Annotated in this window: 19 protein-coding genes; 3 read left to right on the plus strand and 16 right to left on the minus strand. The window is 42.0% G+C overall.

Annotated elements, in window-relative coordinates; translation table 11 throughout:
* Window positions 1–110 precede the first annotated feature (110 nt).
* Window positions 111–710, plus strand: a complete 600-nt coding sequence (locus R7127_RS22965; RefSeq protein ID WP_318148537.1) for a hypothetical protein — start codon at window positions 111–113, stop codon at window positions 708–710.
* A gap of 263 nt (window positions 711–973) precedes the next feature.
* Here R7127_RS22965 and traN read toward each other — a convergent pair whose 3' ends face one another.
* From traN to R7127_RS23020, 11 genes are all read right to left on the minus strand, one after another.
* Window positions 974–5,242: a conjugal transfer protein TraN gene (gene traN / locus R7127_RS22970; RefSeq protein WP_318148538.1), complete on the minus strand. Its 4,269-nt coding sequence runs from the start codon at window positions 5,240–5,242 to the stop codon at window positions 974–976.
* A 284-nt stretch (window positions 5,243–5,526) separates the two neighbouring features.
* The gene (locus R7127_RS22975) at window positions 5,527–6,600 is read right to left on the minus strand and encodes a TraU family protein (RefSeq protein WP_206953773.1); all 1,074 of its coding nucleotides are present in this window, start codon (window positions 6,598–6,600) and stop codon (window positions 5,527–5,529) included.
* 147 nt (window positions 6,601–6,747) lie between these two features.
* Window positions 6,748–8,124, minus strand: a complete 1,377-nt coding sequence (locus tag R7127_RS22980; protein ID WP_318148539.1) for a TrbC family F-type conjugative pilus assembly protein — start codon at window positions 8,122–8,124, stop codon at window positions 6,748–6,750.
* Window positions 8,111–8,647, minus strand: a complete 537-nt coding sequence (locus tag R7127_RS22985) for a S26 family signal peptidase (RefSeq protein WP_206953771.1) — start codon at window positions 8,645–8,647, stop codon at window positions 8,111–8,113. Before R7127_RS22985 ends, R7127_RS22980 begins: the two co-directional genes overlap by 14 nt.
* Before the next feature lie 393 nt (window positions 8,648–9,040).
* On the minus strand, window positions 9,041–13,255 hold the full coding sequence (locus R7127_RS22990; RefSeq protein ID WP_318148540.1) for an Ig-like domain-containing protein: 4,215 nt from the start codon (window positions 13,253–13,255) through the stop codon (window positions 9,041–9,043).
* Window positions 13,256–13,444: 189 nt separating this feature from the next.
* Entirely contained in the window at window positions 13,445–13,753 is a 309-nt protein-coding gene (locus R7127_RS22995) for an HU family DNA-binding protein (protein ID WP_206953768.1), read from the minus strand.
* Window positions 13,754–13,794: 41 nt separating this feature from the next.
* Window positions 13,795–14,178: a TraR/DksA family transcriptional regulator gene (locus R7127_RS23000; protein ID WP_206953766.1), complete on the minus strand. Its 384-nt coding sequence runs from the start codon at window positions 14,176–14,178 to the stop codon at window positions 13,795–13,797.
* A gap of 11 nt (window positions 14,179–14,189) precedes the next feature.
* Window positions 14,190–14,627, minus strand: coding sequence for a hypothetical protein (locus tag R7127_RS23005; protein ID WP_318148541.1), 438 nt, complete (start codon window positions 14,625–14,627; stop codon window positions 14,190–14,192).
* 81 nt (window positions 14,628–14,708) lie between these two features.
* A complete protein-coding gene (locus R7127_RS23010) occupies window positions 14,709–15,227 on the minus strand; it encodes a hypothetical protein (RefSeq protein WP_318148542.1) in 519 nt (172 codons plus the stop codon).
* Window positions 15,228–15,309: 82 nt separating this feature from the next.
* A complete protein-coding gene (locus R7127_RS23015; RefSeq protein ID WP_206953761.1) occupies window positions 15,310–16,134 on the minus strand; it encodes a thioredoxin fold domain-containing protein in 825 nt (274 codons plus the stop codon).
* 11 nt (window positions 16,135–16,145) lie between these two features.
* Window positions 16,146–16,457, minus strand: coding sequence for a hypothetical protein (locus R7127_RS23020; protein WP_206953759.1), 312 nt, complete (start codon window positions 16,455–16,457; stop codon window positions 16,146–16,148).
* Window positions 16,458–16,732: 275 nt separating this feature from the next.
* Here R7127_RS23020 and R7127_RS23025 point away from each other — a divergent pair, with 275 nt between their 5' ends.
* Window positions 16,733–19,129 carry an Ig-like domain-containing protein gene (locus R7127_RS23025; protein WP_318148543.1) on the plus strand — a complete coding sequence of 799 codons (2,397 nt, stop codon included), beginning with the start codon at window positions 16,733–16,735 and terminating at the stop codon, window positions 19,127–19,129.
* A gap of 107 nt (window positions 19,130–19,236) precedes the next feature.
* Here R7127_RS23025 and R7127_RS23030 read toward each other — a convergent pair whose 3' ends face one another.
* Both R7127_RS23030 and R7127_RS23035 read right to left on the minus strand, forming a co-directional pair.
* Window positions 19,237–19,545 (minus strand): hypothetical protein, encoded by a 309-nt coding sequence (locus R7127_RS23030; protein WP_206953754.1) that lies wholly within the window; start codon window positions 19,543–19,545, stop codon window positions 19,237–19,239.
* Window positions 19,545–20,036 carry a hypothetical protein gene (locus tag R7127_RS23035; protein ID WP_318148544.1) on the minus strand — a complete coding sequence of 164 codons (492 nt, stop codon included), beginning with the start codon at window positions 20,034–20,036 and terminating at the stop codon, window positions 19,545–19,547. Before R7127_RS23035 ends, R7127_RS23030 begins: the two co-directional genes overlap by 1 nt.
* Before the next feature lie 209 nt (window positions 20,037–20,245).
* On the opposite strand from R7127_RS23035, the gene R7127_RS23040 reads away from it, so the two are divergent.
* On the plus strand, window positions 20,246–21,070 hold the full coding sequence (locus tag R7127_RS23040) for a hypothetical protein (RefSeq protein WP_318148545.1): 825 nt from the start codon (window positions 20,246–20,248) through the stop codon (window positions 21,068–21,070).
* Between the two features lie 94 nt (window positions 21,071–21,164).
* Here R7127_RS23040 and R7127_RS23045 read toward each other — a convergent pair whose 3' ends face one another.
* The 3 genes from R7127_RS23045 to R7127_RS23055 form a co-directional block, all read right to left on the minus strand.
* A complete protein-coding gene (locus tag R7127_RS23045) occupies window positions 21,165–22,148 on the minus strand; it encodes a hypothetical protein (protein ID WP_318148546.1) in 984 nt (327 codons plus the stop codon).
* Between the two features lie 41 nt (window positions 22,149–22,189).
* Window positions 22,190–22,582, minus strand: coding sequence for a phage protein NinX family protein (locus R7127_RS23050; RefSeq protein WP_206953738.1), 393 nt, complete (start codon window positions 22,580–22,582; stop codon window positions 22,190–22,192).
* A gap of 283 nt (window positions 22,583–22,865) precedes the next feature.
* Window positions 22,866–23,036 carry a hypothetical protein gene (locus R7127_RS23055; RefSeq protein WP_206953737.1) on the minus strand — a complete coding sequence of 57 codons (171 nt, stop codon included), beginning with the start codon at window positions 23,034–23,036 and terminating at the stop codon, window positions 22,866–22,868.
* Window positions 23,037–23,109: the final 73 nt, after the last annotated feature.

The following is a 23,109-nucleotide window of genomic DNA, read 5'->3' on the forward strand; positions in this document are numbered from 1 at the left end:
TTGCAGGCTCACTGGTATCTAGAATTACGGATAATTTTCAGATTTTGAAACCAGCATCTTCAAGTTGAACGGGTATAGCATTTCAAGGACATAGAATCTTAGTTAAATATGTGATTGTCCATCACGGTGATCCAGATTCGTATGTCGACATTTCTGATGGTCGTTCACGTGTTAAGGATTTAAAACTAAGTGATTCATTTAACCATCAATTAAAGGCGCACAATGTAAAATCAATAACCACAAAACTTTTGAATGTTGATGTGGAAGGTGACTTTTTTGATAGAGTACATTTCAATAAAAATATGGACTATTCATATGGTATAGATTTTTACTATGAAACAACCGTGACCTTTAACAATGGTAAGACTAAAACATTCAAGCTAGATAATGGTTTTTGGTATAAAGGCTTTTTCCAACTGCCAAGCAACGATCGTGTTAATATTGTGGTGAACTCCACTATTTATACCTCCAAAAATGGAATAGTAGTCACTACCGACAAAGCACTTTATAAGAGTCTTAGTGATAAAAAATATGATAATTGGGTTAAGGAATCGAATAATACAGATAAGGATTGGAGTAAGTGGTATAAGCTCGGAAAAGGCCACACTGATGATGAATTATTAGGTGCAATAATCGCAGACATAATAGATGCTCGATTGTCTGCTTTTTATGAAGAACCATTATTGGAACATGGCTTAATTTCTAAATAATATTAAACGTAGAAAGAAATTTAAAAGGAGCCACGGGGCTCCTTTTTTGTATAGATTAATCAGGCATAATCCTATGTGTAAAAGCGGAAAATGGAACAACATCACTATCAATCGAGTTACTCATTCTGAATGCTTTTGCGTTTATTTACGCTATTAACTCAGTCCATGTTAAGTTCCAATAGTATTTGAGGTATAGATAATCCTCAGGCTTAGAACCAATCATAAAAAAGGCGACCATCTGGCCACCTTTGTATTTTTTTATCTTAGTTTGGTGTGTATGCCCCTTGCTCACAACTCTTTGGTCTTGGTCGAGTTGTACAATCGACATTATTACCTACGTCACCCTCTTCCATTTCTTCTCGACGTTTAACCCAGGTATTATCTACCGCTCTATCTTGGTTACGTTCGAGAGTGTTCGATCGACCAAAGCCATTTGAAATGTTTCCACCAGTCACATCTTCCATCGATTTATCCACTGGAAGCTGATCTGATTCGGCCATCATGTCTACCCACTCAGTAAAATCAATTTCAGAAAAATTCACCATTGATAGTTCAGATATTTTAAGGCCACGACATCCCATTTCATTCCGGAATGACTTAGCACTCCAGCCTAATTGAACGATAGCTTGCTCCATAATAATTCGACTGATTACACTCTCATAACAGCAGTGGAAGTCTTTGGCGCGGTTGGTACATACACCAAATACTTTATCGCAATCTTCGTGGTGAGTTTTAAAGCACTTCTTACCAAGTAATTGGACCCCCATGTCTTCTTCATCCGAAGTACAAGCGGTCAGCATCGTGTAAGCCAACTTAGCCAATTGATACACGGCATATACCCAGCCGATGAAACTAATCACGTTCATTACAGAGGTTGCGATAGTATTCATAGCTTGAGCACCCGTTGCAGCGGCCCCACTACCACCAATAGATGTTGCTGCTGAGTTAATCGCGTTTTGCAATGTCTCAGGCAGCATGTTATAGATTTTCTGCATCAAAGTATCTTTGAAGTTTGATAACGCCGTGGTCACAGAGCTCGAGAAGTTACCAATTACACTGCCAGAGTTTGAAACCAAGTTAGCCGAAGTATTGCCGGCAGTATTACCAACAGCCCCAGTTAGCTTACTAGAAACTGTATTCCAAACACTTTTACCTACATTTACGGCTTTATCAGATAACGTGTTCCATGCACCTTCGACCGCTTGACCAGCACTTTCAAGACCCGTCTGTATTGTTGTACCAGCGAACGCACCATCGGCAGAAGCCGCATAACCGGTAACTGTATAAAGGTTCTGCCCAAGACTGAATACATTCAACGTGTTCACTCCTGGTGGCTGCTCACAACAGTCATTAATTTTTAGCTGATCCCAACCACACCATCGCGGCGTACCGCCAAATACCTCGCAGCTCTCAACATCGTTAGGGTCACTGCATTCTTTTGTTGCTCCCAGTTCGTTCATGGTTGCATAAGTCGTCAACGCATTTGTGAAGTCCGTATTTTCTTCATCAGCTCGTACATCGCAGCTCCCATCGACACAACTTACATCCGTCATGCACGTGTTATTTTCTCTAGTTTTGGTTACAACTGCATTAGTCGTATCCTGGCACTCGTAGTTTACATTCCACGCATAACAAGTCCCTGATTCTTCATCGAGCCATCCTTCGACACACTCCTGTGATACAGCATCACATTGGTCATCTTGATCGTATACAGCACAACCATCTTCCATGCTGAGGATTTCATTAAAAGCAAAATTACCGCCATTCATAGTCAGTTCTTTGCCTTTCAATGGATCACAAATGTAATTTTCTCTGTGCGCACTCATGCAAACTGGGGAGTTTGTATCACCATCCCACAATGGCTTGAAGAGGTATTCAGCATCCCGGCCCAACCCTGCAGGATAAAGCTGCCTCAGCTTAGAATAGAGAACATCTTTTTGTGAGTTGTTATAAAAGCCAATTCTTCCATCATGAAAATTGCCATCAATATTAAATATTTCATCACCATCAATGGTAAGAGTAAAATTATCAGGCTTGATATCTAACTGAAACTCATATTCTTTCTTATCTTGCCAACCCCAACCTAATTTACTATCTAGAACGGTATATGTGCCGTCTTCTTTTGTAATTTGGTGTCCACCTGAAAGCAATGGAATTGCCCCTACAACTTCTGCTACCACAATACCCGCTGCTGAATTACCCTGATTTTTCTGCTTCCATGAAACGAGGTAAAAACTATTTGCAGGGTCATCTGGGTCAGCACCGTACTCAGGAACACCAAATACAAAGCCGATCATGTCATCATCATCAGAGGTGGTAACTGTTATGTATCCTTTAAAGCTGTTAAATTCAAAAACATTCTCGGACAGGAATGACGTTGGGGTACCATTTACCAGCTGCTTAACAGTGTCATTATCTTCTTGAATGACCCACTTACCATTCGTATCTTCGGTTCTCCAGGTGCCGAGATCCATGATTTGCCAGTCGACGTCTTCGTCACAAACAAATTCATCAGCTGTACAAAAGCTATCAGGTTCTTCAAGCCGTTCATTACACCCAGCTGGGTAGTAATCAAAACGTTCATCCCAGTGAGTTCGAACAGGATCTTCGAAAATAAGTTCTACAACCGCATAAGCTTCACCGCTACCGCCTACACCAACTTCATAGTCAAATTCAATACGGTCGTCATCCGCAAAAGCATCTTGGAATGTTTGAGTGGCATCGAATGATGGAACAGTATGACTCGTGCTCTGTTCACAGTTTGTTGAGGTAGTAGGAAAACCATCCTCTGTCGGAAACGACTTGTGTACACCGTTAAAGAAGATCTCACCATCCGCTTTTAAACGGAATTGATCATCATAGCTACCCGTTAGAACGGTCGCTTTTGTAACTGCATTACCTTCTACTAGAGAAATGGCGATTTTCTCTTTGTAGATACCACACGAGCCAATTTGGTGAAGATAATTATTTCCCACTTTACCAAGCGTTAGTCTTACACAGTCTTCGCCACACATGGACAAACTTGCGTTTTCGGCCCCTTCCACAATATTAAGTGTTGGCTTCAATAACTTACGGTCAACTATACAACCTGCATAGTCGTTTTTATTTGGTTTTAAACAGGTGGATCTAGTTGTAATGATTTTGGATGGGTCTAGTTCCTGGTATGTCGTAGTATCTGCGCTACAGTCACCAAAGTAAGCGCCAGTACCGTCAAAAGCGTCGGCTACATTATTCCGGCTAATTTGAAACATTGCAGAATCACGACTTAATTTACGTGCAGGATTCTGATTTCTTGCATCCATTAGGGTGCCATACGCCAAAGCAGAATGGTTGGTGTTATCTACGATTTCTTCGCTTGAGTCACCTTCGACTTCTCCAGCTGAATCTAGAAATTGCTGGTTACTGCTTAGTTGACTTCTTATAAATTTACTCTGAGCCTCTTCATCCTGATACGTACCGTCGGGTGCATCAAACCCATTATTGGCATCAACACCACCGGATGAAATGGCTTTGAATAAGTCTTCATTAGTGAGGCTGGTTTTCGCATTTAAGAACTCTGCATTTGCGTTTATACCACTGGTTCCCCCTGTAGAGGATGAAATTGAAGGTACTTGGACACTATTTGACGTGTTGCGCCCTAAATCGGCACCTTGGTTAAAGAAATAACTAAAATCACTATCATCAAATGCAGCTGGGTTAGAGTCGGTTCGATTAGTCACGCACAGGTTTGACGATTCTTCTAAGTACTGACCATTAGGGCACGATAGGTCACCGCTTGGAGAAACACACACACCGTAACGCATTGTAGTACCAGGGCCACATTCTGATTCTTCATTAGGTAAACATTGATTACCTTCTTGGTAATACCCTTCTTTACAAGATGAAGTTGGAATAGTAGATGTAGTTCGCGTACAAGCAGAACCATTCATCTCAAAACCAGTGTCACAATATTTTTCTGTACCAGAGTAGAGAGTACGAGAACAACTAAATGCAGCCGCGTTCAGTTTCCATCTCATATCTGGTGTGGTGTATGACGAGCCACTACTATTACATTCGCCAATCAGTACTGAAGCACTGCTACAAGACATGTTCACGGTTTCGGGTGTGGCATTCGCTGCATCAGCAGGGCATTTTATTTGGTCCGGGTCTTCAACATAATAACAGGCATTCCCTACTCGAGTTGTCCCCTCAAACCTAGTTGTACAACTACCTTCCTCGACACTATCTCTACCTGCTAGTAGAGAACATTGTTCAGGAAACTGTGGAGTATCAAAGGTAAATCCAGTTGGACAAATCACTGTAGCAGCAGTAGTCTCATTTCGAATACACGAATCTCCGGTACGTGAGTAACCAGTAGGACAAGCTTCACGTATTGGCGCGACCTCTTTCTTTATACAGCTCCCGCCTACCAATTCAGTATCGGTCGGACATGTATAATTCAGGGGTATTGGTGTATCCAAACTTAAAGCTGCAAAGCTTGGTGTTGACGCAGTTAGCATTCCAATCAAGATGCCAACATACGCTGCAGACATCAGGTTCGTTAAATACGTAACCATCACCAACAATGATAAGGATTTTTTGAACACGAGGATGGTGACTCCAGATAGAATTTTATAAATGGAGTCTGTCAGTTTTTAACAACGCACATTTCAATTAAGTCGACCTAACTAGAGGGACTTAATTGAAGCGACATTATCATTTGAACAGGGGGAAGTTCACACTAATAGCCTTAGTATTTTCAACCATTCCGATTGCTTTCACCAAATTAGTGATCCGGAAATAAAAAAGCGACGTTAGCACGCCGCTTAAATCCTATTTAGTAGTACCGCACGCAACAATCGTTGTACCGGAAAACGTTGTAAACAAAAGTATTGTCTTTACCGCCTCCTGGCGTCTTACGGCCAAGCCCCCATTTCATCCAAAAGTCACCTATAGGGTGACAGCAAGCACCACTATTTCCATCTACCTCTGGTTTTGGCCAGGCCATGCTTACCTTATACATAGGTTTGGGAATCATTGGGCTATAGACGTTTTCGCACATTGCATCTTCACCGTAAGTGGTCCTTGCTAAACCTCTTCGATGCATAGATGCTAGGGCTCGAGTAACTATTAAGCTACTTGATCTAATTGGGTTGTTATCAGTCGCTACGTTGCCAGTGAATGGGTACATGCTACCTTCACACCCCGCACAGAACCAGTTCTGGTCTGAAGGGTCTGATGTGGCGGCTAAAACCGCACAATCTTTCATACAAACGGCTTGTGCTACTGGGTTAGCAAACGCAGTTGCATCCGCATTAAATACCATAGCCAACATGTCGTCATACCACGTAATGTCAAGCATCGACATGTACATTAAGTCTAGGTCGACGATACCTGGGTCTTTATCACACTCTGGGATCATGAACATGGATAACATTTTGAAAACTGGGTTTGCAAAGTAATTGTAATGGAAGGTAGCCATTGTCGACCTACTTGCACTTTGCCCTCCCCCGGTATCACCCATACTTGTAAGGTCATCTTGTATCATCGCTCCACCGAGCGTTGGGCTACACCAAGGGGTTGTTGTCACTTCAATTATCTGTTCTGGAGCCCAATACCCCACACTGAACCCAGGTTCCGGTACCCCTAATTCATCTTTACAAAAGCACATCGCATCTGTGTTCGCCCCATCAGGTGGCGTAGTAGAGAACCCCATCAAATTGAAAGGCAAAGTACAGCTCCAACAAAACTTGTTGATCAAGTTATTAAAGTACTTTGTATCGGGGCAGGCCGCATCGCTTAGAAATGACCCACCTTCTGCTGCAATAGATGTATTTACTACAGTACCGAACATTGATGTTACTAGCACCAATTGTAGGAAGATACGTTTAGCTTTACTTATGAGTAACATTGTTTAACCACCTAAGAATGCACTAACGTTAATCCACACTAATTCTGCATATGACTTTATCGTTCTTCCTAATGAGGGATTTTCCAGAGCAAAATAAACACCTCCGACAAATGACAAACCCACCGTTAATAAAAATTTCATCATCATTTATCCTTCATTTTTTTCTGTGTCTAATTCAGACGTCAAAGAAACTACGGAACCTTTTGAGATAAACTCTTCGGTATCGGAATTGTCTTTAATTCTATGCTTCATAAGGGCATCTTCCTGAGCTCTAACGCCATACTCTCTAACGATAATTTCACCATTACCCAAATAAATCTGTACGGGTAGTTTGCGAATCTGGAATCTGTTAATCATCCTTTCTTGGAGCATATACACTTGCTGCTTGTATTCTTTGCTCAAATCGCTAATAAACTTGAACCCTTCTTCTTTATCAATACGGGAGGTCATCAAACCAATTTTCCCGTGTCCATTTTTTATTTCCTCATGAACCAGGGCCCGCTGCTGCTCACTCAGACCATCAAAGATATACAGCGTCAGGCTCATACCGGGAAAATGGTCAATTGGATTTACCACTTGGCCTTTTGTTGCCAATAAAGTGCCATCTTTTGCTTTCACGTCCTTGTGGAATTGCACGCGTGGATCAATCTTATAGATCGCATCTTCTTGAGCTGTTGGTATTAGGAAATCAGGGAGATTTTGAATATAGCGATTCATTGCTTTACGTCGCTTCGCATCCCAGTCTACGGCTGCAACTCGCTCTTGAATTTCTTCAATTACATCTCGTTCGATGATGTCATATGTCGTAGATACCGCACCAAGATTTTCTGTCTTCTTACTATCACGTGCTTTCTCTAAGAACCAATCAAGTGAAGCAACACCATTGACTGAAACAGTATGATTGCTCTTACTATTGCGGTAGACCATCGCTGGCACCTGATTAATGCCAAAGACTTTATGAAGGCGGGGATCAATGGACACTTTTGGTGTAGGACTAAACTCTTTGGCAATTCCATACATCGCTGCAGCGGTCTGGTTCACCATCCTGTCTTCAGGTCTCATGCCGCGAAGAATGACTCGTGCATCCACTTCTGAGGCGGCTTTCAGGATGTCTTTTAGCTCCGATACTGGCTGTGAGAACGACACGAAATAATACAACTCTTCATTCTCTTTTAATGGACTGTCAGGGCGAGGCTTCATATCGATAGTGCGGATCTTGTCTTTATCCACCACGTTATAAGTGTTTTGAATGGTCTTCTCTAGAAATGCATGACTATCATCACCAATCCTCTGAGCTGCCGGTATCCAGCGCTTTACGCCCTCAGGAGTATTTTCTACTGTCGAATTTGCATCGTATTGTCTAAGCCAGCCAGGAGCGTCCATCTTTTTTGACTGCTGGATTAGCTTCTTGTTTTGCTCAAACATGTCCATGTCTTCTGCAGTTAATGTCGGCGCAGCAAATGACGAACTAGTGGTAAGGCCCAAGAGAATTCCCGCGCCCAGTTTCTTTCTAAAAAATGACATAAGATTTTCCAACCACCTGACTAGGTATATCCACGGTTCCCCAAAATCTTGAATCAAGAGATCCAGGCAAGGTGCCGAGCGCGAAAAGCTTTCCACTTTGGAGGTGTTCTTCTCGGGATAAAGAGTCGAGGGTAACTTTTAGATAATCAGCGGTGACACTAACATCTGAGTGGTAGTTGTGACGTCCATTGAATACTTCATTGCGATCAACTATGACAGTATCACCCGGAGCGCCTACGGTGATTTTGGTGAAGAGAGTTCCATCTGGGAATAGAACGGTATCTTTGGATTTAAAAGTAACGAGGTCGCCTACCCCAACATTCAGATCCGCTCTATCCATAATGAAGAGTCGCCCTGGTATACAAGGATAATCACTGACTGGAGGTAACAATGTATATCGAGAACTGAAACCTGTTACTGCAGCTGTACAAAAAGCAGCAATTACCAATGGCTTAAATACCCGCTCCTTACGTTTGCTTGTTAGCTTTCCAGTGATTGGAATACCTGACAAAGTATCTGACATCTTCAACACCTTTGAATTAATGGCATTGATTTTGTCACTTAGGCCATAATTACGTGTTGATTAAGTGGCCTTATCTAGACCCAATTTATTTAAACCCTGTCATTTTTTAACCTATCAGATCAGTTTTTAAAAAAAATACTTGCGGAACGTTTTCACTATGGGATATTACAAACATCAGCCCGGCGACGCGGGCTAACAAATTCAAAGTTTTGCGACTCCTCCACAGTGTTGCAAATCGGGGATTGGTTGTCCCCACCGATTGTGTCCTCCGACATAATCATGAGGGTGGTTCCCTCCGAAAAAGCTGGGCTTATTGCCCGGCTTTTTTCGTTTCTGACATATAAAAAAGGCACCATCACAACTTAAGATGGTGCCCTATTTATTTAGGTTTGTTTATTCTGGCGTAATGACCAATGTGGCTTCAGATTTGTCCCCACTATCATCGTAACCTACAACTCTAAAGTGAATTGACTTGCCAGGTCGACCAGTTACAGAGACGTTATCTGCATGTACGTGTACCAACTCACCATCAACGAACCAATTATGAGTTGCCATGTCACCATCAGGGTCAACACATCCGGATTCTACGGCAATAGTACTACTGTACTGTTTGTATGTGATGTTACACGACGGTGGCTTGTTAGGTGCTACCTGTACATCGAGCAATTGCTCCTGAACAATACCAAATTCTGAAGTCACTTTAACTTTGATCTGGTGCTTCCCTTCCGTCATACCCTCAATGTAGGCCCTTGTCGATGTTTGTTCATCAAGAAGAGTATCATCTAGGTACCACTCGTAAGTAGCTACTCGGTCATCCGGGTGCCCTAGTTCAACACGAGCTCGAATTGATGCATCTAGTGGATCACGCATGAATTCAGTGCTGTAGTTGGCCGTCAACTCAATCTGAGTTTCAGGCGGCTCTAGTACTTCCATGATTTCAGTAATTTCTTTCGAGTTACCGCGGTCGTCTGAGATAGCAACTGTTAACTGATGCAAGCCAGGTTTTGTTGCAGAGAAGTACAGCCGTTCATTTGATTGACGCTCAACTTCCATACCATCGAACATCAAATAGTTGTACGTAAACTCAACATTAACTGGTTGGCTCTCTAATTTACGTGCAATCGCAGTAGCGGTTACCGGCGCATATCGAGTTCGATAGTTAACATCGAAACGATAATCAGGGAACTTATATTTCCAAGTATTGATAGTAAGTTCTTTTGTAGCGTAGGTATCTTCCCTCAACTGCTTCACGTATGAGTGGAAAGTAATGTCTGTATGACCAAGTTCACCATCCGCCTCCGTTGGTGTATACGTTAACTCGGTGCCATCTACAGTCGTTCCATCTGGCAGAACCCATTCATTAACAACTTCTGATTTGAGCTGACTTGTGGCCAGTCGAACAATAGCATTCAATGTAACAGGCTTACCTACTTCAATAATACGAGGCTTCTGGATAGAAATACGAACCGGTTTAGGTTTCTTCACTGATACTTGACGGCGATACATGTCATAGCGTTTTTCTTCTGCTAATTCATTATTGAAGTAAGACATGCGACTCCAAATTTTCATTCGATCGCCAGTACCAATAATATCTAACGTATTTCCACCCTCGAACCAGTTATCACCGTCGTACGACCATTCAATCTGACCTCTGAGCTCACTGGCTAACTCTCCATTATCGTATAGAGTCACTGTACCCTTTTCGCCTTCATACAATGCTATTGGACCTTCAGATTTCAGGTCTGGAACTTCATAGCCCAGTATTTCAAGCGTATCGGTTCGTCTAACTTCACCTGAGAGTTTGTTTTTCACAGTTGCACGCACAAAGTAGTGAGCAGCATTTTCAATAAGCTGACGTAAACGCGGTGAACCTTGATACTCTTCAATGACCTTCCAATCATCTGTCCCGTTCACAGACATTTCCCAAGTAATATCACCCATAGCTTCGCGGTCTTCACGCTCTTCTGGTTGATAAGTTACTGATGCAGTGAAAGGAACTGGCGCGGCAATACGGTAAGTTTTAATTTCACCATCTATCGGGCCACCTTTCAGTACACGGTAGAATGCCGAGTTTGAAAGAACAGTACGAGAGTATCCTTCTACTGGTGATTGTAACTCTGCAACACCAACAAATCGGTATGAACCATAACCTACATCACTTACGTCAAGATCGAAGGTGACTGATTGGCCATTAAAGTCCTTAACATCAGTGATCTTGTCGTAAAATGTCTGGCGTGTTTCTCTGTCACGACGTTCAGTCGCAAGGTATACCTTCCAATCACCCATTGTTTGCTTATCATAAACAAAATCGCGACTGTCACTGTCGTAGACACCCAATTTCATCGTTACAGTGGGATTCACTGTATCCAAAGTTCTTAGGTCATCAGTCGACAGACGACTACGGATTCGTCTAGATGGTACATAAACAGTTTCTAGGTTAGCTTTAGTACTCTTAGATGAATCCAAAGAGTATTTCGCGTTGACGTTGAATTGCTTTCTCGCCCACAGTTGGCCTGTCGATACCTCAAGCGTATCGTATGCTGAACCACTTGTTGTGCGTCCGTTACGTTGTTTAGATAGAGTGGTAATTTCTTCCGTTCCATCGTTCACGACTAGCTCAAGATCAGCATTCACACCTTTCGCAATTGCAGTCGTAAACCGGCTACCATTAAGTTCTACAGGGAACAAGTTCTCACTGATAACTTTGTCTTGTTTGATTGATAGTGACGGTGGTTCTACTTCACTGACATTAATGACTGTGCTTTTTTCTGCCGCAAGAGTGTGATTACCATTGTCATCGTACATCCAAACTCTATAACCAACTTCATTCACCATTTCATCAGATGACATGGTAAAACTACCAGTTAATGAGTGAGTGCCGCGGATGTATGAACCATCAGTTCCAGGTGGCAGGTTCGTCCACTCTAACCAACAACGTACAGATTCACCGTATCGGAATTCACGCTCATGCAACTCGGCTTCTGAGCTATACAATGCACATGAATTCCCCTTGGTCTGGTCTACGTCAAGGTCCAGTCTTTGAACCTTTTTATAGTAATCCAGATCAGAGCCATCCAGCGAGTAATCCATTGGCATATAGTTAACAATGAAAGCTTTAGTGTAGTAGTTTCCGGCAGTATCTTTTACCGTAATCTCGAATGGATACTCTTTACTTGGAGTAAGATTCAAAGACGCCGCTTGCGGGTATTTGATGTACTTACTATTACCCAAGAGGTCTAGGGTAACCCCGTTCACTTTTGCTGAAATGATTTCAGCACCACCGTCGAACGTATCAAGGGCGATAATGACCATGTTTTCAAAGAAGTATACATCGCCTTCATTGATAAAATTCTGCCCTTTATACATCAACTGCACTGTAGGAGGATTACGGTCAAGAGTAACTGATGGATATTCCTTAGTTGTCTTGTTGTCGTACTCATCAGTCAACGTTACAACAGGTAGGAATTGACCGTCGGCTACCGAATGCAAGTCATACGTGAATATATATTTACCATCACGCACTTCTGGTGCACCAATCGCAGATAGGACGAAGTTTTCTTGCGGCTGAGAAACCATTTCCTGCGTTTCAACCACATTTTGACCATCAATAGTAAAGACCGGAATTGATGCTTCAAAATCAGGGTCCGGAGTCAACTCAAGTTTTGCAGATGGTACCCACCAACTACCAGGTAAGCCGAAGTGGGGGGTATCAACAATCAACTTGGCTTGTTCGTTCTCAACAACAATACTTACGCCATCTACTTCGTGTTTTTCAATTGTTGCACTGCTTTTCGAACGAGCTTGAATATATAGGCCTTCCGCTTGAGGGCTACGATAGTCCCATTTAATGACGTAATCTTCTGGGACCACCTTGTTCTGAGAGTCAAAATATCCGTTGAATGAGTCCAAGGTTAAGCCGTATTTAATTTGGCCTGTCTCCTGCCCTTCTACACCGATGCTACGGGTGCCAGCATTAATATCACAAGCAGTCTCACCAACTTCAATAACACATGAACCCAATCCGTTGATACTTGCCACCTGTCGGTAATCCCTTGCATCAGCGGAAACTTGAATTGTTGAAATTCCAGAAGATTGATTATAGTTAGTTACATTAAGACCGGTAAAGGCACCATGACTTAACGTTGTTTTTACCCCAGTGAACTCAGGGGCGATCGGCGCAATCGCGTTAACGTTTATTGCATCAGATATAATTTCTACTTTGTCTAGATTGGAACCTGAGAAGTACGAGATTGAGTAACCGAAGTTGTTCGCTCCTTCCTTCAACAGATAACCATCTACGGCCATCCCTGCAGCTGTTATCCCCGATGGTAAATCAGTCCATTCAAACAAACAGACTAAACTATCTCCGTGGTCAGCTTTCGCCACACTAGGATCTCCCGTCAGTAGACAACCAGAACCGTCAGCTTTTTCAGCCACCATTTGGAAAGGGTTCACGTATGCTTGCTTGTCCCCTTGTACGGGTATAGATACTTTAGGTGAAACCGTCTCTATCGAACCTGTAACAAGAATCGATTTAGACACGGCGTGACTGGCCCACAAAGCTAAGGGTATTGCTACCACTATGGTTTTTAAGTTTGTGGATTTCATGTAAGCACCAGTTTAAGAGCTAATAGTCAACAGTACTTTACAGAGTTCAACCATATTGTATGGTGAATAAAACCTACTATGTAAGGGCAATTAATCGATATGAAATGGTGTTTTTCAGGCAAGTAGAAATAGCCACCTTGTGGACTACTAGGTGGCTTGAGGTATTTACAATTGATATTTAAACGGATGTTACATGGTAACTGCCATTTTTTTCGCGTTGTGATTAGCAGATTTTTTAAGCTGTACACCCGATTTAAGTACACATACCTTACGGGCAGAAATATCACATGCTTCACCTGTTTTTGGGTTCCTGCCAGGTCGAGCTGTTTTATCTAGGATTTTAAACTGACCAAAGCCGTGTAAACAGACCTCATTCCCGACATTCAGTTCTTCACTAATATGCTGAAAGATACCAGTGACCAATGACTCTGCTTCTCGAGACGCTACAGGTAAAACTTCTTGAATACTCTTTCCTAGATCGCGTTTAGTTACCGTCATTTCCCTACCTTTTTCAAAGTATTTAATCAATTTCAGTTACATTAATGCACATGGCCGGCCTTATGATCCTCAACACGCTGGCAATCTAAGCAATTATGGGCTGTCAAAATACCAATTAAGCGATCATACTCAATTTCAATACCACAGGTGTCACAAAAACCAAATTCCTTGAGATTATGTGTTAATCGTCCTAATACTTTGCGTAAATTAAGCAGTTGTTTTTCCTGACGGAATCGTATTGCTTGTTCATTATTACGTGATGTTTCCAAAGTCGCTCGGTCAGTAATATCTGGCATGTTCATGCCTATCGTTAGAGTCTGGGACTCTTCCGATTCAAGCCTTTTTTCAATATCTGCTATCCCGTGAGTTACCTTTTCACGAATGGATCTGATTTGTTGTTTTGATAAGAATTCGTGTTCCTGCATTCTTTAAAACCTTACAATTTAGCCAAAAATAAACTGGCAAATTCACTGCTGTTTGCCAGGTTTCGAACCATTGGCGGATAAATGCACCCGTCATGACTTTTCGCTTTCTTAGCAACTTTTGGCAGTTCATCCCTGCACCATTTGCCTATTAAAACGTATTCTGTTCCTAAGTCTCCCAAATGAATTTCCCATGTAGGGTCGTAGTAATCACCATTTACGCAGATGATCGAGTGCTCTACTGGAAGCACACGACTTGCAAAAGCGAGAACATATTCCGTACCAGGAAATAAATCATTCATCACTATTGACCAGCAATTATCAAAGCATCGGTTAGGTCTACATAAACCTGACTCTTTTATTCTTTGCTTGAATTCTGCTGGTAGTGGAGAAACAAGGATTTTTGTCGTCATATCAGGGTTTATTCCCCTTGCTACAACGTTATCAAACATTTTATTTTCCAAGCTCCCACCCTATTAATCAGGACATGAGCCAATTAAAACGCAAACATTTGAAAGCGCAAGCCATAATTTCTAATTTTGTGACGATTTATTTTGGTGGCAATACTCTTTGTAAGGCTTGTTACGATAATGAGGACGCTCAAACCCTCTCATTGACCGTTCTGCTCGGTTAGCCGCCAATTGTCTTTGCGGAGTATTCACTTGTAGTTCATAGATTTGGGAAACATGTACAGTAAATTCGTCATCGGTATAACCCCATCCAAACGCACAATACTTCGTTTCATCCATCTCTTGGTAAGCTTTTAAGCGATCTCTGACCGTCTTACCTATCATTAAGTTATCGATGGCTTTGGAGTACCTTTCCATCTCATGGCGTATAATCGGGTAACCTGAATAGCGAGAATCTAAATACTCTTGAATGTCATCTCGTACACCGTTTTGGTCAACATCCTGCCCCAGGATCTCAGTTTCTGCTGCTGTAAGCTTTTTTACTTCATTGGGTACCATGTTGTGAGCAGAAACACTTACAGAGTTAACCAAACTAATCGTGATTAATACCCCGAAATAAAACTGATTACGCAACGTTTTCATACCTTCTCCCATACAGGTTTAACGTTCACCACCATCATATTTTTAAAAGAATGACCCACAGGCTGCGGGTCAATGTGGTTACTTACTGAGTTTTTAGCATATTGATAAATTCATGCATTTGTGGGGGTTTCATGTACCCTGCGACCTTCGCTTTACCATTCTGTAAATACACAATACCCGGTGTACCAGCAATGCCGAATTCCTTCATAAAATCACCATTTTTCTCTATTCGCTCACGAGTCATCATGGTTGCAGGCTTGGAATTTGGTCGGCCGCGTTGTGATCGAATATGCTCATGCTCTTGTAAAGCCTGATAAGGGTTTGCTGAGCTAGTGATGTATTCAATAACATCAGGGCTTTGAGCAGATAAAAATGATACTGGTACCCAACGCACCTCCAAGCCATTTTGGATTTCTGGCTCGATGTCGTTGAATAGTTTTGAACACCATCCACAGAACGGTTCTATGAACACATACATGATACCCTTGCTATCACCCTTTGGATGTGTCGAGAAATACCACGCTTCATCCTCAAACTTATCAAAAACTTTGTTGTAGTCTGGGATTGGTTTTTTGGCATCCAAGTATTTAGAAGTGATATTGATGCCGTTCTCATCTATTAATGGACCAGCAACAACGTAGTTGTCTTTCGTTGCCCAATATAGGTGGTAATCACCCTGTGTTTTTACCAGCCAGCCAGTGAATGAATCATGTTTAAAGATATCGATAACTTCAATCGCACCTTGATCAATCAGATTTTTCAACTGAGGTGGTGCTGCTTGCAGTGAGCTTTTAGTAACAGCTGGTTGTTCAGTATTTGAGTTTATGGCGGCCATGCTCTGCGCAGAGAAACCACCTAATAGTGAGCCTGCGACTAGAAGTGTTGATAATTTTCGGCTACTTACCATTTTTTAAGACCTCATTCCATACGGAGTTCGTAAACACCACCAGCTTTCACCTTAAGCAGTATTTTGTTGATTTGATTTTGGCTTTGTTGGTTAAACGATTTCTTGAAATCATTGAAACGTTCGCAGAATTCAGTCGGGATCTCTAACGGTTTGATTTCACCTGAACTGGTTTTGTATGAGAGCATCGTTAACATCATGCCAAAGTTAGAATTTGAAGTAATTATTGCCTCGGTCCAATTAGGAACGTTACGTAGTTGAATTAGCTCAGTAGCCAGAACCAATAACGGTTCTACTTTTGTTTTTGACTGTTCCTGAATAATCATTGGGCTTCCTTCTTGAACCGGCATCGCATATTCAAAGTTTGAGTTGTATTTATACGCACCTTCAAGCGCTCTCACTTCGATTTTACCCCCCTATTTAGGTGCACTTATTTAACGCTTAAATTTTGTCCAAATCTAAAAATGAGTTGTTCAAGAAAAGTAATAGTGGGTTTTATAAGGGCAGTGGCGATTTTCGTGCAGTAGATAGACCTACATAATAAACAGGGAAAATTCAGACCATTGTTAAAATAAATGAGTTTGAATTTGAGGGTTACCACGTGAAGAGATTTTTAACATTGTGGCCACTAATACCAATAACAGTATTAAGTGCCACTGCGCATGCTGAAGTTTTGTCTGTATCATTTACTGATACAAACAATTCCGCTTTAGAATTGTCTATGGCAAATAAGTACTTCAACCCAAAGTCTAATATTGTTTTTGCTGTATCTGGAGGCTTGGATCGTAAACTGTCTCTGCGAATTGTCACAAGCTCTGGACTCACGCTTAGCTCGATCGACAGTGACGTCATAGGGATAAATGATCGCATCACTGCCAATGGCAAAGATTATTACGGTAAAAAGCTGACTTTGGGCGTACCGGCTGATGATAACTACACCGTCATTGCTGAAATAAAAAACCTCTCCGGTGAAATTGTACAGACTGACTCTTATCCTTTTGTTATCGATACTCAAGCACCGACTCTCGGTGACCCACAAGCAAAGAGTTATGGTGGTTTAGACGGCATTGATATGCCACCAGACACTTGGTACACAGGGTATTACGATGAGAATAAGTATTACGTGTCTGATATTTTGGACGAAAATTCAGGTATTGCTAAAGTAAATGCTATTACCCGCATTGGCGAAGATGTGTATAAACACGCGGCAGCTAACTTTGACCCTCAAGCTATGCAAGCTCATATAGGAACAGGACGATCTTGGTTTCCTAGCGGTGATAATGGAGAGACGTTATACAGCTTACAATTTGAAGTAATAGACAACGCCGGTAACATTGGGTATTCAAAGGCTCAGAATCTTTTCTATGACACAGTGGGTGGTAATGCCGAGCTATACGCAATCCATGATCCCAACTCGACTAATATTATGGGTGGACAAAGTGGTTATATCCCTTATGAGTCAGGCATGCTTGTATACGAAAACCCTATCTCCTTCATGTACCGAATCCCAAAATCGAATTACTCAAACGTAGTTCGTGGAGGTATGTATCCGGCTGGCCATTCAAAATTGTATGAAGATGTTGACGATAACTATGTTTACGTTGTTTTTACAAGACCTTATGGGTTAACAAACAATAACTACGTCCGGTTTACCGACCGCCGATCATGGGTCGTTCAAGGGATAAGTTACAATTTAAAACTAGATGAATCTGCACCAAAACAACCGGTAAGAAAAAGCATCTTGTATCAATACAGTGATATTGGTTGGAGCAGCTGGAGCAGACAGGTTTACTCAGATGAACTTCCAGTGTCTGTGACCGCGTCGAAAGTTGCTGTTGAAGCTCGGCCCTATGACCAGATTTACACACATATGGGGAACTGTACGGTGCCAGCAGGTGAAACTGAATGTGTCATCACCTATGACCCACCGAAACTATTAGATACAGGTACTTATGGTAACCTTCACACGGGCTCAACAATCAAAAATTTAGACGGTAGCTTATACAGTCAACCAGCCTGGGCAAACGTCCACTGGAATGACACGCATCACCCTAAAATTACCAGTACGGAATGGGATAAAGAGTCGAAAATCGTCACAGTATATGCGACACAGCCAAATCGTGGATACTATTTCGATAACATACGAATCACTGACGCATACTTGGAGTCAAACGGACAAAAACTGTCTGCAAAGAACACTCTCTGGGAAGAGAACTCCGAAAATTATAAATTTAAATTTGACTTGAGCGCACTAGGAGAGGGTTCGTATAACGTTGAAGCCGTTGTGATGGAAAAGCATAGAAATTATGCTCGCCAAGATGTTGCCTCTTTCGTAAATGACACCACCCCTCCATCAGTTTCCATACTTTATAATGGCGCGGCAATTGGGAACATGATTCAGGGGATTAATGGGTTGACCGTAGAAGCCACGGACAACAACGCGATGACCATTATCGATGCCAATCTATCAGGTGGCCCAGCGGAAGACCTGGTGTACCTGGCTATTACCAATCTTGACAAGAACAAGTGGAAACTTGAGCAGCCGCGCATCTTTCCTGCTCTCCAGGAAAACGAGCGTTATATATTAAAGGTAAGAGTTAAGGACGAATTCAATAATATCGGGGTTGGCTCCGTATCGTTTCAATATACCCCAGAGAACTGGGTCAAACTCGAAAACCTAACAACATTACCAGTCAATCAAAACCTACTGACTAGAAAGGATGTACCAGTAGCCAGAATCACATCATCAGAGTTACGTACGGACTCTGGCAACTTAGCGACAGGGGTTCAGAAAGCACTTGTGACACTCAGGTCTGATGCCCCTTATAGCATCATGATCGAAGGTGTAGAAATATCTCCAGGTCAAACGATGAATCTTGATTTAGATTTAGGCTCGCTTGGTGGTTCTCTCAATGTTCCTATCTATCCCGCAGATACTGAAGAAGGTTTAGCATCATTTATGCTTGAGGTACCCGAGTTAACGAGTAAATATGACTGAGTTCCTATCCAGGTATTATGAGTAACAGCCGTAATTACACGGGTGTTAAAATAAAAAGGGCTGCAATGCGCAGCCCTTTTTACACCTATGATCTTTAACGTTGGCACCTATTTCATTTCAAACTCGTACTCACCTTCACTGTTCACCGTAAAGCAATAGGATTCTACACGTTCATCTATAACGTTGAGCTTATCGCAACAAGCACGAACGCGGTTGCTCATTTCAGGGGTGACCAATAACGGACATTTAGTGCCATCAACCAATACATATGCGCTGCTCAACATCATGCCACATACCAGCTGCCCATTAACGAAAAGGTCGCTCCAGTCAAGATAACAGTCCTTAATAAGCTCATTAGCAATGTCAGTCAGTGTATTTGCTAAATCATGTATTCTTTTCTGCAGTTCCGTTGACATTAATGCACGGCCCCCCCACCTGCCGGCACATGCTCCACGTTGCCCATGTAATTGACACACAAGCAAGTGATAACTGCAACAGTACCGTTAACTGGGCTTTCTTCTGTCGCTTCTCTTGGCATTAGCACACTCAGGAAATCTCCCTTCAACTTTGTCATGTCTGTGTGCTTTAAAGGATCAGTACTCTCTGAGAACATACTGACAATTACTCCAGTGTTCTCTAATCGGATGTAGTTGATGATGTGTTTAGCTTCCGACATCCACTGCTTAAGTAGCGGTGATTCACGCTCTATTCTGTTAGCATCTTCTGAGTTCTGTCCGAACGACGCGTTACCATCAAAAGTGAACTTAATAAATTCAGAAATTAACTTGTTGCCCTGCTCTGCGTCAATTTCGTATTTATGAAAAAAAACCCGCATCCGTTGTAAAGTCTCTGCCGCTTGTTTGGCCAGTTCTAGATCCGCATCATTCAAATTTGCTTGGTAGGTCATTCCGTCCCTTTTCTACTCTGTTCTTGTTACCTTGTATGACCTGAACCGTAAGGAGCACGAATGCTCTGTAAAGTCTGTATATTTATCATACAAGGCATTTAATGTGCTGATTAGTGTGCTTAAAAACAGAATATCCTCAAGTGATTTTTGATAAAATACTACGTTTACAATTTCAAGCGTTTAAATAGAAACCAAGAAGAAGTCACTGAATGCCAAACAAAATTTCATCATTTTACATTGATACTCTATTCACACTTATTTCAACATCAGGGCTATTTATCGCGTTCATTGTAACCCTATACCTACTCCAGAGATTAACCTGTGGGGTAGCGGCAAAACAGTTCGGTGGAAGAAGCATATACATCAGTGCGATAGTGGGTACCCCAGTCCATGAGATTAGCCATGCGTTACTCTGCTTTCCTTTTTTCCACAAGATCAGCGAAGTTGCATTGTTCAAGCCCGATGGTTCAGGAACATTAGGTTACGTGATCCACTCTTATAACCCGACGAACATCTGGCAGCAAATAGGCAACTTCTTTATTGGGGTAGCTCCATTATTAGGCGGTACTGCAGCAATATACCTTTTCACATACTGGTTTCTGCCATACGGAGAGAATGTCATAAGCGTTATAGACTCCCTGAGTGCGCAATTTCGACACACTTCAGGGTTTACCACGTTTCTCTCAGCGCTCTATGAAGCGGTAATACAACTCGTTTCTGTGCTTTGGGTCATTGCTCAACATAGCCCAGGTAAATTTGCTCTTTGGACCTACCTTACTGCAGCAATTGCGTTGCATATGTCGCCTTCCCCGGCAGACTTAAAGGGATCGTTCAAAGGTGGGGTAATACTAGTCCTTGTCATCGGATGCATTCGTTTCCTATCAGATGACGCGTGGGAATCCTTACTCGAGCACCTAGCATCTGGACTTCTATCTTTATCGATCACCTACTCAATCTGTATCGTACTCGCAGGCAGTTTAGCGCTGGTGATATTCGCATTGTCACTGATTTGTTTAAGAAGAAGCAGATCGTAACGAAGGGCCAGTTACTATCTACTTGGGGCAGCATTATTAGTTATTGCTGCCATACTTCTAACCCTGCAAACTAGTAATACTTGGGTACTGTAATTCACAGTCTAATATTTTCTAAATTAAAGTGATCCAGCTCCAACCTACCCAGTATTTCAACTACCGATATCTCTTCCCCGTCGTCATAGCGACGTTTGTAATCTAAGTAAAAAATATCTTTCGGTGGACACATCGAGTACAACCGATCTTTTTCATCTTCGCCTAACGCATGGATAAACACATAGTGATCTACTGCATCAATATAGGCCTTTAAGAAAGGGGTTTGAGAGCTAATCTTAAAGAACTTCAAGCGATGGCCTGTACCGCCACCAGCCACTACGAATCCTGGGACAAAGAACGAAGCACCATTGCTATTGTATTTTTTTACTGCAGCAGTAAACCCATTAGCAATCTTCTTAGAGCGATATTGCGTTTCTTTCTGTTTCCCATACCCCATCTCTTCGGCGGTGAAAACGTGTTGAGTTTTCGGGACCCAAATTGGAGAACGATCGTTATCATCTACAAAGAATTCCGGTACGTTAGTACCGAATAGTAGTCGTGCGGAACTGCGCCATAATTCGGCATCAAACTCGACCTCAATATGCGGGGTGTTTTGTACTCTCTCTTGCTCTATCCATTTTAAGAACATCTCTTCACGACGACCGTTATAGATTGCGGCTATAGCGTTGTGTGATGCAATCCATTTAGTTGCAAACTCTACTGCTTCATCGTGATCAGCAAAGGATTTCGGCTTATAGTCATTCGATTCCAATATACGTGCATGGACCTGCCAACGATGATATGGATTGCCTGACTTGCTATCTATACCAACAATTGGCGCTATGCATTCTAAAGTATAAAACTTCTTAAATAGTCGAGCTGGACGGTAATTGTTATCAAGGTAATAGTCATTTCGTTTTGATATTGCTTCACCTATATTCGCAGCATAGGGCTGATACTCTTCACCATTTGTTTTGAATTTCAATTGAAACCCTTCCCCTTTTGGAAGTTTGGCAATGTTTCTAAAATCAGATGTTGCTTGCATGTACTTATACCCAGATTTTTATATACTCTTTTCCAGAAGATTTAATCAAATGATAGTTCTGGCAAATCAATTTCATCACCAACAACGCTTTGTACATAGGCGCGCATCGATGCAATTAATAACGTTTTTCCATTTTGCTTGTATTCACCACCCTGCAGTGATGCAGAGCATAGCCTAGAGGTTGAACTTGGTGACATAAGGCTAATATCGTTTTCTTCTAAGATCGGGCCAGCTAAGTGCCAATTACTTGATGGATTATAGCCACGTCCAATTTTAGTCGTTTGGCCTTTCGGTGCGTCATCCCAAACCCAGAAACCTGCTTCCGACCCTGTTCCAAACCCCATAGGATCATGTCTAATTGGTAGGTTTTGACATTTCGCAACCGCCCAGTCAAGTGCGGAGCCTTCTAACGTTGAAATATTTACGCGAGCCATGAATACATACCTTAAAAATTGGATAGCGATCACCGCTATCACTTCGATTTAATTCAGGTTATCCCATGTTCAGATTCGCGCAAACCTTACATTTTTCCGCCTCTAACCAATGTAGATTTCTTCTATTAGGATTTAGCTTTTTGTACGCCACCGAATAATAACACTAAGCAATTGACGCAATGTCACCATCCCCATTTTCACAATAAAAGTTATAACTAACATTGTTGAAAGTGAAAACATAAAACGTTGCATAACGCCTAATCCCTGCACCCAATTCATTACGTCAGCCAACATTCTTAGCATTCTCTTTGTCTTTCAACTGCAGAATAAATGCAGCCCAAGGTAACCCAACCATGAGTGCAAGTAGGTATGAAGGTACAACGTCAATAAAAAACGGAGCAACCACTGCTAGACCAAATGACACACTTGCTAAAAAACTGATTGTCTTTTTCATAGATCACCCATTTTCGTTTTCTAATTCTTCCAGACATACGTGCACCCGCTTATCGTATTCATGTTGGAAATTC

It is taken from the genome of Vibrio sp. 1159, assembly GCF_033340395.1.
GTDB lineage: Bacteria > Pseudomonadota > Gammaproteobacteria > Enterobacterales > Vibrionaceae > Vibrio > Vibrio alginolyticus.

Excerpts from the sequence above, each read along its gene's own strand:
- traN (WP_318148538.1), bottom strand. The coding sequence starts at position 5,242 with ATGTCTGCAGCGTATGTTGGCATCTTGATTGGAATGCTAACTGCGTCA.
- R7127_RS22975 (WP_206953773.1), bottom strand. The coding sequence starts at position 6,600 with ATGTTACTCATAAGTAAAGCTAAACGTATCTTCCTACAATTGGTGCTA.
- R7127_RS22980 (WP_318148539.1), bottom strand. The coding sequence starts at position 8,124 with ATGTCATTTTTTAGAAAGAAACTGGGCGCGGGAATTCTCTTGGGCCTT.
- R7127_RS22985 (WP_206953771.1), bottom strand. The coding sequence starts at position 8,647 with ATGTCAGATACTTTGTCAGGTATTCCAATCACTGGAAAGCTAACAAGC.
- R7127_RS22990 (WP_318148540.1), bottom strand. The coding sequence starts at position 13,255 with ATGAAATCCACAAACTTAAAAACCATAGTGGTAGCAATACCCTTAGCT.
- R7127_RS22995 (WP_206953768.1), bottom strand. The coding sequence starts at position 13,753 with ATGACGGTAACTAAACGCGATCTAGGAAAGAGTATTCAAGAAGTTTTA.
- R7127_RS23000 (WP_206953766.1), bottom strand. The coding sequence starts at position 14,178 with ATGCAGGAACACGAATTCTTATCAAAACAACAAATCAGATCCATTCGT.
- R7127_RS23005 (WP_318148541.1), bottom strand. The coding sequence starts at position 14,627 with ATGTTTGATAACGTTGTAGCAAGGGGAATAAACCCTGATATGACGACA.
- R7127_RS23010 (WP_318148542.1), bottom strand. The coding sequence starts at position 15,227 with ATGAAAACGTTGCGTAATCAGTTTTATTTCGGGGTATTAATCACGATT.
- R7127_RS23015 (WP_206953761.1), bottom strand. The coding sequence starts at position 16,134 with ATGGTAAGTAGCCGAAAATTATCAACACTTCTAGTCGCAGGCTCACTA.
- R7127_RS23020 (WP_206953759.1), bottom strand. The coding sequence starts at position 16,457 with ATGATTATTCAGGAACAGTCAAAAACAAAAGTAGAACCGTTATTGGTT.
- R7127_RS23030 (WP_206953754.1), bottom strand. The coding sequence starts at position 19,545 with ATGTCAACGGAACTGCAGAAAAGAATACATGATTTAGCAAATACACTG.
- R7127_RS23035 (WP_318148544.1), bottom strand. The coding sequence starts at position 20,036 with ATGACCTACCAAGCAAATTTGAATGATGCGGATCTAGAACTGGCCAAA.
- R7127_RS23040 (WP_318148545.1), top strand. The coding sequence starts at position 20,246 with ATGCCAAACAAAATTTCATCATTTTACATTGATACTCTATTCACACTT.
- R7127_RS23045 (WP_318148546.1), bottom strand. The coding sequence starts at position 22,148 with ATGCAAGCAACATCTGATTTTAGAAACATTGCCAAACTTCCAAAAGGG.
- R7127_RS23050 (WP_206953738.1), bottom strand. The coding sequence starts at position 22,582 with ATGGCTCGCGTAAATATTTCAACGTTAGAAGGCTCCGCACTTGACTGG.
- R7127_RS23055 (WP_206953737.1), bottom strand. The coding sequence starts at position 23,036 with ATGAAAAAGACAATCAGTTTTTTAGCAAGTGTGTCATTTGGTCTAGCA.